The 16,200-nt window shown below is 39.9% G+C and carries 14 protein-coding genes; 9 read left to right on the top strand and 5 right to left on the bottom strand.

Annotated elements, in window-relative coordinates; all coding sequences use genetic code 11:
* Together LACPOB_RS13160 and LACPOB_RS0110365 are read left to right on the top strand one after the other, a co-directional pair.
* Positions 1-1,088 (top strand): alpha-galactosidase (locus tag LACPOB_RS13160; protein WP_040533132.1); only part of this gene is annotated, 1,088 nt, incomplete at its 5' end.
* 501 nt (positions 1,089-1,589) lie between these two features.
* Positions 1,590-3,083: an amidase family protein gene (locus LACPOB_RS0110365; RefSeq protein WP_017868752.1), complete on the top strand. Its 1,494-nt coding sequence runs from the start codon at positions 1,590-1,592 to the stop codon at positions 3,081-3,083.
* Between the two features lie 125 nt (positions 3,084-3,208).
* Here LACPOB_RS0110365 and ndk read toward each other — a convergent pair whose 3' ends face one another.
* Entirely contained in the window at positions 3,209-3,673 is a 465-nt protein-coding gene (gene ndk, locus LACPOB_RS0110360) for a nucleoside-diphosphate kinase (protein WP_017868751.1), read from the bottom strand.
* Between the two features lie 248 nt (positions 3,674-3,921).
* On the opposite strand from ndk, the gene LACPOB_RS0110350 reads away from it, so the two are divergent.
* From LACPOB_RS0110350 to guaB, 3 genes are all read left to right on the top strand, one after another.
* On the top strand, positions 3,922-4,341 hold the full coding sequence (locus LACPOB_RS0110350) for a (deoxy)nucleoside triphosphate pyrophosphohydrolase (RefSeq protein ID WP_017868749.1): 420 nt from the start codon (positions 3,922-3,924) through the stop codon (positions 4,339-4,341).
* Positions 4,334-7,231, top strand: coding sequence for a DUF3427 domain-containing protein (locus LACPOB_RS0110345; protein ID WP_017868748.1), 2,898 nt, complete (start codon positions 4,334-4,336; stop codon positions 7,229-7,231). The genes LACPOB_RS0110350 and LACPOB_RS0110345 overlap by 8 nt, the downstream gene beginning before the upstream one ends.
* A 279-nt stretch (positions 7,232-7,510) precedes the next feature.
* Complete coding sequence (gene guaB, locus LACPOB_RS0110340) at positions 7,511-8,998, top strand: IMP dehydrogenase (protein ID WP_017868747.1); 1,488 nt, start codon at positions 7,511-7,513, stop codon at positions 8,996-8,998.
* A 262-nt stretch (positions 8,999-9,260) separates the two neighbouring features.
* On the opposite strand, the gene mscL is transcribed toward guaB, so the two are convergent.
* A complete protein-coding gene (gene mscL, locus LACPOB_RS0110335; RefSeq protein ID WP_017868746.1) occupies positions 9,261-9,695 on the bottom strand; it encodes a large-conductance mechanosensitive channel protein MscL in 435 nt (144 codons plus the stop codon).
* A gap of 205 nt (positions 9,696-9,900) precedes the next feature.
* On the opposite strand from mscL, the gene LACPOB_RS0110330 reads away from it, so the two are divergent.
* Both LACPOB_RS0110330 and apf read left to right on the top strand, forming a co-directional pair.
* Positions 9,901-10,410, top strand: a complete 510-nt coding sequence (locus LACPOB_RS0110330) for a nitroreductase family protein (protein WP_017868745.1) — start codon at positions 9,901-9,903, stop codon at positions 10,408-10,410.
* A 614-nt stretch (positions 10,411-11,024) separates the two neighbouring features.
* On the top strand, positions 11,025-11,660 hold the full coding sequence (gene apf, locus LACPOB_RS0110325; protein ID WP_017868744.1) for an aggregation-promoting factor: 636 nt from the start codon (positions 11,025-11,027) through the stop codon (positions 11,658-11,660).
* 79 nt (positions 11,661-11,739) lie between these two features.
* Here the strand turns inward: apf and LACPOB_RS0110320 are convergent, their stop codons facing one another.
* Entirely contained in the window at positions 11,740-12,612 is an 873-nt protein-coding gene (locus LACPOB_RS0110320; RefSeq protein WP_017868743.1) for a VOC family protein, read from the bottom strand.
* A gap of 26 nt (positions 12,613-12,638) precedes the next feature.
* Positions 12,639-13,277 (bottom strand): alpha/beta hydrolase, encoded by a 639-nt coding sequence (locus LACPOB_RS0110315; RefSeq protein WP_017868742.1) that lies wholly within the window; start codon positions 13,275-13,277, stop codon positions 12,639-12,641.
* Between the two features lie 276 nt (positions 13,278-13,553).
* On the opposite strand from LACPOB_RS0110315, the gene galE reads away from it, so the two are divergent.
* Both galE and LACPOB_RS0110305 read left to right on the top strand, forming a co-directional pair.
* Positions 13,554-14,552, top strand: coding sequence for a UDP-glucose 4-epimerase GalE (gene galE, locus LACPOB_RS0110310; protein WP_017868741.1), 999 nt, complete (start codon positions 13,554-13,556; stop codon positions 14,550-14,552).
* A 541-nt stretch (positions 14,553-15,093) separates the two neighbouring features.
* Positions 15,094-15,366, top strand: a complete 273-nt coding sequence (locus LACPOB_RS0110305; protein ID WP_017868740.1) for a hypothetical protein — start codon at positions 15,094-15,096, stop codon at positions 15,364-15,366.
* A 439-nt stretch (positions 15,367-15,805) separates the two neighbouring features.
* Here LACPOB_RS0110305 and LACPOB_RS0110300 read toward each other — a convergent pair whose 3' ends face one another.
* Positions 15,806-16,108, bottom strand: coding sequence for a hypothetical protein (locus LACPOB_RS0110300; protein WP_017868739.1), 303 nt, complete (start codon positions 16,106-16,108; stop codon positions 15,806-15,808).
* Positions 16,109-16,200 lie beyond the last annotated feature (92 nt).

Genomic DNA, 16,200 nt, shown 5'->3' with positions numbered 1-16,200 from the left:
GCTGGTTTGGTGAACGAGATGCTCCTGATAGTTCACTGGGTGATTGGGTGGTCGATCGGAAAAAATTGCCGAACGGCCTCAAGCCGCTGAGTGACTATTGTCATAGTTTAGGTATGAAATTTGGTTTGTGGTTCGAACCAGAAATGATCTCTGTTAAATCTAAACTATATGAAGATCATCCCGACTGGGTCTTAGAAATCCCAGGGCAGCGACGTTCGATCGACCGTAGCCAATTTGTGCTTAATTTGGGTAGGGCAGAAGTTCGCGATTATTTACTGGAGCGGATGTCTTATATCATTGACCATGCTGACCTTGACTACATCAAATGGGATATGAATCGTAATATGACTGAAGTTTATGATGCCAAGCTTTCGGCTTCGGAACAAGGAGAGGTCTCTCACCGTTATATTTTAGGTTTGTATGATCTCTTAGAACATTTGACGGATAAATACCCTGATATTTTATTTGAAAGCTGTTCGGGCGGTGGCGGTCGCTATGACGCCGGGATGTTGTATTATATGCCGCAAACATGGACTTCTGATAACACGGATGCAATTGCACGTTTGAAGATCCAATATGGAACAAGTTTACTTTATCCAGTTGTTTCGATGGGGGCACACGTTTCAGCAGTACCCAATGAACAAACGGGGCGGATGACACCACTAAGAACTAGAGGGCTAGTTGCTTCAAGCGGTAATTTGGGATATGAACTAAACCCACTGAATTTATTGGAAAATGAAAGACAAGAAGTTAAGCTGCAAATCAAGTGGTATAAAGCTCACCGCCATTTGATCCAGTTTGGCAAGTTCTACCGTTTGCAAGATCCATTTGAAACAATGAGAACGGCTTGGATGTTTGTCTCAGATGATAAAAAAGCAGCCGTTGCGATGTACTTTAATATCTTTTCAGAGGCTTCATCGCCATTACACATGCTGAACTTTGCCGGTTTAGACCCCAGCCAAAAATATAGCGTCAATGGTGAATATACTGCTTATGGTAGTGAGTTGATGCAAATCGGGATCTACCCGCTGACACAAAACGATGGTGACTTTGACAGTGCTGTTTTTGAATTAAAAGCAGTTGAGTAGGATAGTCAGTTATTTTAATGAAGGGTCAGTATTTACAAATATTAGTTTTAAAAAGTGCAGGCAAGCCGTGCTTAATAAAAAGCGTGTGACTTTGTCTGTATTTTTTTGTGTGCTTACTAGTTAGCAATGTTGTTAGTGTTGCTTATTAAAAACCACTATTGAATAGTCGCCCCATAACTATGCCAAAGTTATAGTAGGGCGGCTTTTTTATTTGTACTTTTTGTGGGACAAAATAACCACTGCACGTAAAGCTTGATAAATAATAAGCATCATAATCTGATAAAAATGGGAACGATAACAAATATTGATCACTTACTGCATAATTTGCTGAGGTGGTTTGCTATAATAAGCTAAAAACAGAGCGGAGCAGCTCGATTAGAAGATGAGCACTAGCGGACTTTAGCGCCATATTGCGCTTTTCGCAATGTGGTGATGAAGTTAGCTAGGCACAATCTTCTGAGCTGCAAAGCTCGACTATTAAAACAGAGCGGGGGCAAAAGGATGGGCTTTAATAAGGAAGAGTTTTTCAAACAGATCAAAGATGTTGATTTACCGCAAGATCAAAAAGATAAGTATTGGCAGATGTTGGATGAAGATTTTTTGGCGACTTTTCGCAATGTGATGAAATATTCGCCGTTACTTACGCCTGCTTCTCCTTATAAGCGAACCTATCAGGAGCGTCCGTTTTCGGATGATAAATATAATGCGTGGTACGTTAAGACTAAGATAAAACATGCTGCCAGCGGGCCTTTGCTAGAGAAAAAAGTGGCAGTAAAGGACAATATTACGATCGCTGATGTGCCAATGCAGAGTGGAACTAAGCTGCTGGATGGCTATCGCCCGCAAGCAGATGCGACCGTAATTAGCCGTTTGCTGGCGGCTGGCGCAGAAATCACGGGGAAGGCGGTCAGTGAGAATTTATTTGTCGCCGGGAGTAGTTTTTCGGCGGATACTGGTTTGGTACAAAACCCACGACTGCCAGGTTACTCAGCTGGGGGATCTTCCAGCGGATCAGCCGCCTTGGTAGCTGGCGGTGCAGTCGATTTTGCTTTGGGCTGTGACCAGACTGGTTCGATCCGAATCCCAGCTTCGTGGTGTGGTATCTACGGATTTAAACCATCGCGTGGTGTTGTTCCATACACCGGCATTGGTTCGGTCGACCAGTTGCTTGATCACGTTGGTCCAATGTCACAAACGATGGACAATATTATTTTAGCGATGGATGTTCTAGCAGGCCCTGATGGATTAGACAGCCGCCAAAATGAAATGCAGCAAACATTTGCTTTTGCCAAAAATTTATCGACGAATTTACGGGGTAAAAAAATTGGAGTAGTCCGCCAAGGGTTTGGTTTACCTCGTTCTGAAGAAATCTTGGATCAAACTGTCCGTGAAAATATTCAAGCTTTTGAAAAATTGGGCGTACAAGTTGAAGAAGTTTCTATCCCAGAATTTGAGTTAGGTCGAACTGTTGTGGACACAATGAATACATTGGCGACTTACCGTCAGTTGATCAAGTCTGGCGGTTCTAGTATCGGTAGTGGTAATTATTATCCAACTGATCTAAGTGAAGCACTAAACGAACAATTGACCCTAGAAAATTATGACAAATTGCCGCCAATCGTACAGGTTATTTTATATAGTGGTATGCTGGCTGATCATGATACGATCGATTATTACGGTCGTGCCCAGAATCTACTAATTGGCTTAAAAGCAGATTTTTCTGCGATAATGAAAAAATATGATATTTTGGCAATGCCAGCAACACCATTTACGGCGACTAAACTTCCAAGCTTAGATGGTCCGTTAGAGGGATTGGTCACGGGTTCAATGGGTATGGATGCGAACTTAGGGTTATTTAATGCACTTGGATACCCCGCTATGTCAGTACCATGTAAGTTTACTGAGTACGATAAACCGATTGGGATGCAGTTGGTTGGCGGTTTTGGTGCTGACCAAACTGTGATCGACTTTGCTAAAGCGTATGAAGAGCTTTAATAGACAAGAAAACAATCTGGAACATAATTAGCTGTGCGATTTAAAAAGGGTCGTCGATCTATCCCATAAATGGGTTAAATCGGCGACCCTTAAACGTGTGCAGAACGTCTTTTGTCTCGATCTCTTTAAGATCTCTTTTCTTTTTTGACTGATAGTTCCGGTTTATCAGTTAGTTCTGGGAACCACAAGTTGATCTCAGTTTCTGCGTTTTGTGGGTTATCTGAACTGTGTATGACATTGCGTAATATCCCATCGTCAAACATCCGGCCAAAGTCACCGCGGATAGTCCCTGGCGCTGCTTGGTTTGGACTAGTTTCACCAGCTAAGGTATGTAATCCCTTGATAACGCGCGAACCGCTGACGATGATCGCTACGATCGGACCTTCTAACATATAGCTTTCGATTTCGGAAAAATAGGGCTTGTCCACCTTATCGACATAGTGCTTTTTCAATAATTCCGGTGTAGCCGTCGTAACTTTTAAACCATCGATCGAGTACCCTTTATTTTCGATCCGTGTAATGATCTGACCAATGTGACGCCCTTTAACGCCGTCTGGTTTGATCAAGATCAGTGTGCGTTCTGTTTTCATGTCCTGTGACCCCCATAAATATATTTTTGTTTCTAATTATGTTAATGATAAGCAATTTTTTTGAAAAAGGAAAGAAAAATAGTGATAGAGCTCCTAATCAGACATTTATCACAGACAGCTCATTTTATCAAAGTAGTTTTGGAGAGAGCTCTGTTGATAAAGTTCTATCTTTCCAAATTAGGCTTTAAATCTGCTATGATTAGGAGGAATCAAATATTGAAGTTAACAAGTAACACAGGAGGGCGAACATGAAACCTGAACAAAATATTGTAGCAGCCGTTCTGATCGATGGTGACCAGATCTTAGCGGGAAAACGGCAGGCACATCGAGTAGGTGGAGGATATTATGAATTTCCTGGCGGCAAGACAGAACCTGGTGAAACACCACGCCAAGCTTTAAAACGTGAGATCAAAGAAGAATTGAACGATGAGGTGATCTTGGGACCTCAGATCCCCTCACCAGCTGACTATGAATATTCGTATGCTAAGATACATATTCAGTTTTTCTGTGGCCGTTTACAAACAAATAATTTAGAACATGTGGCTCATACCGATTTGAGATGGGGCACGCCGGACCAACTTGCGCAACTAAATTGGTTACCCGCTAGTCGACCTGTCATAAAATGGTTGCAACAGCAAGATTTGAGGAAGATCACATTTGATGAATAACAATAATGAACTACAACAGGCAGTTTTGCATGGCCTGTTAAACCAACAACAGTATGCAGCTAATGAAATGTTGGCCCCTAAATTGTTGGTCAACACAAAACACGAAACGATCTGGGAACATCTTTTAGATGAATTTGGGACATGTCAGTCCTTTGGTATTGCTGTGGCGTTTATTACTAAAGATATGTTAACGCCTTTTAAAGCAGTGATGAACGAACTAGCTGCACGTAACGTGTCCGGATATTTATTGACGTCAGATTACTTGGGTTTTAATGAACCAACAATGTTTGCAGAATTATTGAAGATCAAAAATTTGACCGTTAAGATCACACCGGCCAGTGGCTTTCATACTAAGGGTTATTTATTTGACAAGGGGATTGAAAAAACAGTCATTGTCGGGAGTGCTAATTTAACTCGCTCTGCCATGCTGACCAACTATGAGTGGAATTTACGCTTGACTTCAACAAGTGATGGAGAATTGTTTTCACAGGTCAAAGACCAATTTGACCAGCAATGGCAAGAATCTGCTTTATTGACTGATGAATGGATCGCACGTTATGCTGCTAGTTACGTTAAACCACAGTTTAACCAAGCCAAAAGGCAAATAGACAAACAAAAGTTGTCCTCAGTAAAGATCACACCGAACCAGATGCAAAAACAGGCGTTGGTTAATTTAGCAAAATTACGGAAAAATAAAGCGCGGCGGGCGCTACTGATTTCCGCTACAGGTACCGGAAAAACTTATCTAGGTGCGTTTGATGTGCAGGCTTTTGCTCCTAAACGTTTTTTATTTGTCGTGCACCGTGAACAGATCTTGGAAGCTGCTCGGACTTCTTTTAGGAATGTTTTAGGAGGTCTTGCTGCTGATTTTGGTATCCTATCTGGCAAACGACATCAGACAGACGCAAAATATTTATTTGCAACAGTTCAGACTCTTAGTAAACCAGAAGTATTAGCTAAATTTGACCCGGCCGAATTTGATTATTTAATGATTGATGAGGCCCACCGCAGCGGGGCAGAAAGTTACCAACGTGTCCTGAATTATTTTGAGCCGCGGTTTACTTTGGGCATGACAGCTACTCCAGAACGGACCGATGATTTTGACGTCTTTAAGCTTTATGATCATAATGTGGCTTACGAGATCCGTTTACAACAGGCTTTGGCTGAAGATATGCTGTGTCCATTTCATTATATTGGCGTGACTGATTACGAGGTAAATGGAGAGTTGATCGATGAAACCGCCAATTTAAGCCGTTTAGTTTCTGACGAGCGAGTTGATCATATCTTACAACAACTGGAATATTATGGTGATAGTAGTCGACCAGCGCATGGCTTGATTTTTTGTAGCCGTCAAGATGAAGCCAAGCAACTGGCAGAGCTGTTATCCAAACGAGGACACCTGAGTTGTGCATTGACTAATGAACAAAGCATCACACAACGTGAGATCGCCGTTAAACAACTCGAAAAGGGACAGTTGGAATATTTAGTCACGGTCAACATCTTTAATGAAGGGATCGACATTCCTTGTGTCGATCAGTTGATATTGTTGCGAAATACACAGTCTAGCATAGTGTTTATTCAACAGTTAGGCCGTGGCTTGCGCAAGTATCCAGGTAAAAAATACGTCACGGTGATCGATTTTATTGGTAATTATAAAAATAACTACCTGATCCCTTTAGCCTTACATGACGACCATTCTGCAAGTAAGGATCGTGCTAAAAGGGAACTAGCCTTTAAACCGATCTTAGGCTTGTCAACGATCAGCTTTAGTCCGATCGCCAAACAACGGATCTTTTCAGCTTTAGATGCGGTAAAACTTGATAGTATGTATGAACTAAAGCAGGAATTTATGGCAGTTAAGAAAAGACTGGGACAAGCACCTTTGTTATCCGATTACTTAGATCAAGGTTCGCTTGATCCACGTGTTTTTTTGAAAAATGCGCGATTGGATAATTATGGGCACTTTCTGAGTAAAATGCGTGAAAATGTAACATTAAACAAGTATCAAGATCAACTTTTGACCTTCGTTACTAAAGAATTGGCATTTGGTAAGCGGCCGCATGAATTGTTACTGTTACAGTTACTATTGAAAAATAACTTAGTTTCAGAACAAGAATTAGTAGATGTCTTCGATGAATATGGTTGTTATCACAATGACCAATTGCTCAATTCATTGGACATGATCTTAGGCTTAGACTTTTTTGCCATTAAGTCAGGCAAGAAACTCAAGTCTGATGATTATGGTGGGCAGGCATTGATCACACATGATGGTTTCTATTACCAGTTAGCTCCAGGTTTTAAAGCAGCACTTGCTCAAGGCGGAGATTTTGGGCGCTTATTATCGGATGCGATCAACTGCGGTTTGCGTTTGAATAGAGATTATGACAATAAGCAACAATTTACCTTATATCAACGCTATGACCGCAAAGATGTCTGTCGTTTATTGAATTGGCAAAAAGACTTAAGCGCGCCGATGTATGGTTACTGGGTCGGTGAACAAGAGTGTCCGATCTTTATCACCTATCACAAGGATAAAAAGATCGCTGCTAGTCGTAATTATCAAAATACTCTGGCTAATAATTCTGCGATCAGGTGGTATACACGGAGCCCACGGACTTTGGAGTCAGCAGAAGTCAAACGTTTATTGGAGGTCGATGATCACGGAAAGCGTCATTTAAAATTGCATGTATTTGCCAAACGCAGTGATGCTGAAGGTAAGGGGTACACTTATCTCGGTCAAGCTGATATTTTGCCAGGATCTGTAGCTGAAGAAACGATGACAACTGATAAGGCAAAACGCAAGCGTGTTGTAGGGATGGACCTAAAATTTAGACAGCCGCTTCCATACAAACAACTGAAGTATTTGACGGGTGATCAAGAAGCCAAATAACAGAACATTTATATTCACTGATTTAGTTAAAGTTACTGAAAAACGAAATCTTTTTGTGAAAAAATTTAAATAGTTAACTTTTTTATGAGGAAAATCTAAGAAAGCTTGCAAAAACAAGCCTTTTTTTGTACATTAGAGAACAATATATTTAAACAGGGTAAATTAGGGGAGTACTATCTTTACGAATTACACAACTGCATTTGCCAAGTTTATTCTAAGTTCAAATAAGTCTCTTGCAGGGGGCTTATTTAGTTCAACAAATGAAAAGGAGCGTTTTTGATGTCTAACTGGGAGACAAAATTTGCCAAAAAAGGTTTGACCTTTGATGATGTATTGTTGATTCCGGCAGAAAGTCATGTTTTGCCGAATGAAGTCGATTTGGGTGTGCAATTGGCCCCAAATTTGAAATTGAATGTGCCGGTCATTAGTGCCGGGATGGATACGGTCACTGAATCACAGATGGCGATCGCAATGGCAAGACAAGGCGGAATGGGTGTTATTCATAAGAATATGACGATCGAAGCCCAAGCAGATGCAGTCCGTAAGGTCAAGCGTTCTGAAAGTGGTGTGATCATCGATCCATTTTATCTGACACCTAAAGATACAGTTGCGCAGGCTGAAGAATTGATGAATCGTTACCGTATCAGTGGTGTGCCGGTCGTTGAAACGATGGAAAACAAAGTATTCTGCGGTATTATCACTAACCGTGACATTCATTTTGTCAGTGATCCCAAGATCGCTATCGCTGATGTCATGACTAAGGAAAATCTAGTTACTGCCAAAGAAGGGACTTCCTTAGAAGAGGCAGAAAAGATATTACAGGAAAAAAAGGTCGAAAAATTACCGATCGTGGATGAAGCAGGCCGTCTGTCAGGCTTGATCACGATCAAAGACATCGAAAAGGTAGTCGAATATCCTAATTCTGCTAAAGATGAACATGGCCGTTTGCTAGTTGCTGGTGCTGTTGGTGTAACTAAGGATACATTTGAACGTGCAACTGCTTTGCTTGACGCAGGGGCCGATGCTTTAGTGATCGATACGGCTCATGGTCATTCGGCAGGTGTTTTGCGAAAAATTGCTGAGATCCGTGATCAATTTCCGAATGCTACTTTGATTGCAGGTAACGTAGCAACTGGTGCCGCTACTAAAGCCTTGTATGATGCGGGAGTAGACGTAGTTAAAGTTGGTATTGGACCTGGTTCGATCTGTACTACGCGTGTTGTTGCTGGTGTTGGTGTACCGCAGATCACTGCAATTTATGATGCCGCAAAAGTTGCGCGCCAATATGGCAAGAAGATCATCGCCGATGGTGGGATCAAGTACTCTGGTGATATCGTAAAGGCTTTAGCAGCTGGTGGAAATGCCGTTATGCTTGGCTCAATGTTAGCCGGTACAGATGAAGCTCCTGGTGAAACGGTTATTTATCAGGGACGTCGTTTCAAGACATATCGTGGTATGGGTAGTATGAGTGCAATGGATTCCACACATGGTTCAGCCGACCGTTACTTCCAAAGCAGTGTTAACGAAGCTAACAAACTTGTTCCGGAAGGGATCGAAGGACAAGTTGCCTATAAAGGTAAAGCCGGTGACGTTGTTTATCAAATCCTTGGTGGTCTTCGTTCAGGTATGGGCTATTGTGGCGCACCAGATCTTGAATATTTGACAGAAAATGCACAGTTTGTTCAGATCACAGGTGCTGGTTTGATCGAATCACATCCCCATGATGTTCAGATCACCAAAGAAGCTCCTAACTATTCTAGAAATTAAGTAAGCAATAAAAAACGTCATCTGGCTTGTTATTTAAATCAGGCTGGATGGCGTTATTTGTCTGTGTCTGAAATTGATAAGTTTAAATGGAGTATTTGGTACAAATTTTCCGGGTACAAATTTAAGCAAAAACAGCAAGACTATTGAAATTTGCTCATTATTAACTGATGGAGATCTGGTAGAATAATATTTTTGTGAATATGTCCCAAAAAAGCTCTCCGTCATTTCTGATCTGACGGAGAGCTTAAGACACTAATTAGTATTATTTATTTTCTTTGCTGGAAGGATCTGTGGTTTCTTGATCTTCTATGACATCTTCTTCGGCCACTTCCGCTTTTTCAGGAGCTACCGCGTCACGAATATCAGTTAACAATTGGACTTGAGGGTCAACTTCTTCCTCTTCTTCTTTTGCAGGCATGACCTTATTAACACCTTTTACGATCAAAAAGACAATAAAGGCAATGATCAAGAAGCTAATGATCGAATTGATAAATGAACCGACCTTAAAAGTTGCATCCCCAAATTTAAAAGTCCAGTCGGAAAAGTCGATCCCGCCAATAAATAGTCCAATCAATGGGTTGATCAAGTATTCAACTAATGAATTAACGATTGACGTAAAAGCACTCCCGATAATAACACCAACGGCCAAGTCCAAAACATTGCCTTGTGCAATAAACTCCTTAAATTCTTTTAACATGTAAAAAAGCCTCTCTTTCAAAATATGTACACCATCATTATAGACACAAACAATATTTTGCCAAAATAATATGCTTAACTTTTTTTATCATTATCCTTTAAATAATTTTTTCTAAAATTAGGTAAACACTTTTTTTAAATTTGTGAATTTTGTATAATAGAAGTGAAGTTTGGCAAGTTCTTACTATAGGAAGGGAGTCTTTTTAGTGAGTATTCGAAAAGCTATTTATGACCGTCAAGCAATACGGGATTATGCGGCGCAAAAAGTTGAGTCGCGTGATTTGGATGAGATCTTAGACGCAGGTCAAGCTGCACCAGTCGGGATGGGCGAGTATACCAAATATCATCTGACATTGCTAACGGACACAGATATTATTTCACGGATTGAATCAGACAATGTCAGTACACCTTATTACGGTGCTCCTGCAGTAATAATTGTTTCTGCCCAAAAGGATGGCGCTTTTGTTGGGACACTGGAAAGTGTTTCGGCAGGAGCAATCGTTGAAAATATGGCATTAACGGCAACTGATCTTGGGTTGGCTAATTGTGTGATCATGGGAGCACTTGGTCCCTTGAGTAAGGATACGCAGCTATTAGCCGATATGAAGATCCCGCAAAATTTTGTACCAGTTATTTCTTTGGCGGTTGGATATCCCAATGAAAAGCAAGCAACTCCCGAAAAAAGGCGACATGCAATAGAGACAAATAAAATTTAAATAATCAGGCGTTTTTCTGAAATTTTAAATAAAAGAGTTGGTCATTTTCTGTTTGTAAAAATGAGATGACCACTTTTTTTATTTAGAAAAAATGTCATAAAATAGATTATTTCTTGTCAAATGCTTGTCATAACAGAAAGGTTAAGATGTTTTTTACAGTAGTTTGAAAAATTACATTAAGGTTACACCTAGGGGACGATAAGAGAGAAAAAAGACTAGAATTAGCCTTGTTTCAAAAAAAGCAAAAAAAATTTGGAATTTTCAAAAAAAGTTTTCACTCTACCTCCCAAAAATTCATCGATTTTGTCATATAGTTGTTTAGTCTTTCTCAGTACTATCAACTTGCATGATTTGCTTTGATCAAGCAAGTTGATTTCAGAAAAAAATATTACAAAATATTACAGTTGTAACATTATGTTACAGAAAAAGGCGTTTTAAGTTATCTAATAGAAATCACTGTGTAACATTAACTTCATATACTATTCATCGTCGGTTCGAGAGATGAACTGAAAAATACTAGGAAAGCAAGTCAGTCAAGCACAAGGCTTGAGCTTGCGGGGCTCTAAAAATTTAGAGTTATTAGCCAAATAAATACAGGAGTGAAACATTTTTTTATGAATTTAAAGCAAACTTTACTTACAGTCACAGCAGCAGCCGGTTTATTCGGTGTTACAGCAGTTACAGCAAATGCGGATACAGTCACAGTTAAGTCTGGTGACACAGTATCTGATATTGCAGCTGCAAATCACACAACGATTGCTGCGATTGAAAAAGCTAACGACCTTGCTGATATTAACTTTATTCTTCCAGGTCAAAAACTTGATATCGATGGTGAAGGTAATGTTAAAGTTGTTGAACAGCCAAAGGCCCAAGTTTCTGCACAAGCACCAGTAAAAGCACAGACACAAGTAAAGGCACAGGCACCAGTTAAAGTACAAAAACCTGCACAACAACCAGCAGCTACAAAACCAGCCGCTCAAAAGACACAAGCACCTGTTCAATCACACAAATCAGCCGCTTACACAGGTACATCCAGCTCTGCGAAAGATCAACTCGCTCAACGCGAATCTGGCGGTTCATATTCAGCTAGAAACGGCCAATTTATTGGTAAGTACCAATTAGGCGCACAAATGTTGAATGGTGACTTTTCAAAAGCTAACCAAGAAAGAGTAGCAGATCAATATGTTGATCAACGTTATGGTTCATGGGAAAATGCTTTAAAACATTCAAACCAAACTGGCTGGTACTAAGATAGTCGTTTAAAAATAAAATTAATTAAAAAAAGTTAGGTCGAGATATCCTTTGGATACAGACCTAACTTTTTTGTGTTTATGGTTGGAGTTCAAAGTGACCAGTTATCCCACTGGGATCAGTGAACCAGATCTCATTATTTTCAGCAAGTTCAAAATCAACCTTCAGTTGACTTAGGTGGTTTTGGATCCGGGCTAATTCAGCTGGATTTGGTACGTAAAAACTATAGTACTTTAAACCTATTTCATTTTTTGCCAAAGGAGCAGCTTGGCGGCTCATCCAGACATTGGCGCCAATATGATGGTGGTAACCACCAGTTGCTAGAAATTTGGCAGCATCACCAAAGTTGAATTTGAGTGAAAGTCCCAGAACTTTAGTGTAAAAATCTTGGGTATCATCTACATCAGCCACACTTAAATGTACATGGCCTACCATTGAATCATCCGGGAAACCCGCCCATTTTTTATCAGCGGCTTCTAAGACACTTTCAACGTCCATTTCTAAGGTATCACTTGGGATCTCACCATCTTCTTTAATGATCCACTTAGAACGCGGCTTGTCATGATAAACTTCAATCCCATTTCCCTCTGGATCAGTTAGATACAATGCTTCACTATAAATATGATCTGCCGCGCCATTTAGTGGGGCATTAGTTGTGATGTAATGGATCAAGGCATTCCCTAGGTCTTTTCGAGTGGGTAAAAGAAATGCAGTATGATAAAGACCTGTTTTTTGTCGTGTAACACGATGACCATCAATTCGGTATAAATATAGTAATGGAGTGTGACCGGCCCCTAAAGTGGCTTTTTTTGCATTCTGTGCTAAAAGCCTTAGACCAATTACTTGTGTGTAAAATAATATCATCTTTTGTAAGTCATTAACTTTTAAAGCCACGTTGCCAGGATGAGTTTTTTCATCTAATTGAAATTCTGGGATCAAAGCGTTTGCCATAATAAAGTTCCTTTCTAGTGTGTCATTTAGTTAGCTTGATTTTCTGCGATAACGTCGATCAATGTTTGCGGGGTGATCCCATGACCGGTGTGATACTCGTGATAGCAAACATGAGTGAAGTGGCTGTTAAAGACCTCGTTGATGTGACGTCCGATCTCCGGTTCAAATAACGGATCTAACAGTCCTTGAGAAATAAAAATGCGCGAGCCTGGTAAATTTTGACCAAGTTTAGATTGAGCAAGTTCTTCAACAAATAAAGGCAAGCGCCCGCTGAAGAGTTCAACTTCTTGAAACAAAGTGGGGTATGTGACAACTAAACCAGTCCCAATGATCGCACCTTGACTAAAACCAAGGTAATGCAAAGGATGTTTAGTCAAGCCTTCTTGAATTAAAAGCTGCTGAATAAATGTATATACTTGATCGATTGTTTTGGTAAGTATTTCTTTTTCCATGGCAGAACCACGTCTGAAATCTGTAGAAAAAAATTGATAACCACTTTGAAATGGCTGATCTCCTTGGGGTGATAACTGGATCTCGTTTGGGGCGAGCTGGTCTAAGACTGGCTGTAAGTCATTGTAATCAGTTCCCATGCCGTGTAAAGCGATGGCGACTGGCGTATGTTCGTCCCAATTTTTGGGATAGTTTAAACGATAAAGATATTGCATTTTAACACCTGCTTATTCATTATTATTTTGTTAGGGTCAACATGTGAGAACGTATGTGACGCTTGTTCGTTGAGGTTAATATATCATACTTACAAAAAGTAAGCAAACTAAAATGTACTGTCTTTGTTTCAAATTGGCATATTTTTCCAATTTCTAGTAAAAACTGGTAAAATTGATAGAGAAGTGAACAACAAGGGTAATCGAGCAAACAAAAGAAGAGTTTATCCAATCAAAAATCTACCTTGTTGCGAAATTGACTTAGGAGGGGATCGTTTCATGGCAGTATTAGTATTGGGTGGAGCGGGCTATATAGGCTCACACACCGTTGATCGTTTAGTACAAAAAGGTGAAGATGTTGTCGTTGTCGATAGTCTGGTAACAGGGCACAGAGCCGCGGTCAATGAACAAGCTAAATTTTATCAAGGAGATCTTTCCGACCAAGACTTTATGCGCAAAGTCTTCAAAGAAAATCCTGCGATCAAAGCAGTTATTCATTTTGCAGCTTTTTCATTAGTAGCTGAATCAATGACAGATCCATTGAAGTATTTTGACAATAATACGGCAGGTATGATCAAATTACTGGAAGTAATGAATGAGGTGGGCGTTAAAAAAATCGTCTTTTCATCGACGGCCGCTACTTATGGGATCCCAAAAACTATGCCGATCAAAGAAAGTGACCCACAAAAACCGATCAACCCGTATGGTGAAAGCAAGTTAATGATGGAAAAAATCATGCGTTGGTCTGATGAAGCCTATGGCATTAAATTTGTAGCTCTACGTTACTTTAATGTGGCTGGTGCTAAAGAAGATGGCTCGATTGGTGAAGATCATCATCCAGAAACTCATTTATTGCCGATCGTGTTGCAAGTCGCAATGGGTAAAAGAGATAAGCTGATGATTTTTGGCGATGACTATGATACTCCGGATGGGACAAATGTCCGGGATTATGTCCATCCCACTGATCTGGCAGATGCACATATCCTAGCTGTCAAATACTTGCTGGACAATAATAACTCCAATGCCTTTAATCTTGGGTCATCGACAGGCTTTTCTAACAAACAGATCTTAGAAGCTGCACGTGATGTTACTGAAAAGGAGATCCCAGCCGAAAAAGCACCTCGTCGTGGGGGCGATCCAGACACTTTGGTTGCTGCTTCAGATAAAGCACGTGAAGTTTTGGGTTGGAAGCCACAATTTGACGATATTCACAAGATCATTGCAACAGCTTGGAAATGGCATTCAACGCATCCACAGGGATATGCTGATCAAGACTGATGATCAGTGATATTTGAAAGGCAAATCGTCGATAGAAACGTTTTGCCTTTTTGTTTACAGAAATAGTGCCCTTTGATTTGAAAATCAGAGGGCTGGAAGATAATTAACTGTGTGATTCTAAAAGGGCCATCGATCTAATTCATTTAATGGTTAAATCGACGGCCTTTAAACGTGCTCCAAAAGATTGAAGACTCATTTGTAACGATGATTGTGTTATTCTGGTCCTTCGTTTCGCTACGAACTAAGATAACGTAATCATCGTTACAAATGTGATACATACTCTGGCATACTTAGCAACACATTTTAAAAAGTGACGCTTACTTTGGAGAAGTTGGTGTCGCATTTTTACTTGTATGACTTACTTTGGAGAAGTTGGTGTCGTATTTCTACTTGTACGACTTACTTTGATGGAGTTAGTGCTGCATTTTTACTTACGTGACTTACCTTTCTGCTTCATAGAATCTTTTGTCTCACTTTCTTTCTTGTCAAATCAGTTGGTTTAACTTATGATTAAGTTAAATAATAAATGGGGTGAGCGACGATGAAACACAGGGTACAGAATCATTTAAATCAAGCAGCTTTTTTAACCGGCGTAGCAGCTTCAGGTTTTGTTAATGCGGGTTTTAAAGCCGCTTCAGCAGCTAAACAGAATATGTACACTAGACAGCGAAAGCACCGTGACCAAGACAAGGTAGCGTTAGGCCGAGTTAAGCATCGCCCTAATGTTAAAGAGCCGGCTGAATTATTGCATGGCATCAAAGATGATCTTGATGATATCAAGGATGCTTTGGTAGATATTGCTGAAAAGAAATAGTATTAGATAGTATCGTTTGGAATAAGCAAAGTTGTTATGCTAAAATAACAACGACTAACAAATCATTGTTTCAGGGCGACATAGGAAGCTATGTTGCCTTTTTTTATAGCATAATAGATGAATGGAAATAAAAAGGTAAGCGGCAAGTACTAGTTTTTCACCATGCAACGCGTATTTTGTCGGTGCAGGATTATAAGTAAAGAGGCGTAACGTTTTTGTCTACAGTAGTAGGACTAAAATCATGAGTGCTTAAGTATTGTCGAAAGTAGAAAAATGCACATAAAAAAACAAGCCGTCTATCATGGAAAAATTTCCCATGTCATGTATAGATAGCTTGTTTTTAAATAGCTGGTTTTTTAAACCGGTTTCCATTCAGTTGTAAAAATAATGCGGCTAGTATAGTCGCTGATAAAAAGAGCGGAATAACTAGCAATCAGCTTTAGTCAATTTTTTTAAAAAGTGATTGTGCATCTTGGGCATCCAGTGGTAAAAATGCATTGCCGATCACAGCGTCATCAATTTTAAGCTCGTAATCATCAGTTAAATGAGCTACAAGTGGAGAAAGTTTATTCAGCTGTTCTGATTCAAATCTGTTGAAAGAGAAATTACGAAGATTTTTCATGTTGTTTTCTAAAGCAACAGAAAAAACTACGCGTAAATAATGCCCAGCGTCATTCGAAATTGTCCATTCTTTATCTTTTTCTTTCCGTGCTTCAGTTTTTTCTACAGCAGTATTATTCATACTAATTCCTCCAATGTAATTATCCTATCTCTTTGATGTAATATACCATACTCTACAATTTGATAAAAAGCAAGCTTTTTTAATGCGAAAAT

The sequence above is a fragment of the Ligilactobacillus pobuzihii E100301 = KCTC 13174 genome (assembly GCF_000349725.1).
GTDB lineage: Bacteria > Bacillota > Bacilli > Lactobacillales > Lactobacillaceae > Ligilactobacillus > Ligilactobacillus pobuzihii.
This window is presented reverse-complemented; position numbering and strand designations above follow the sequence as displayed.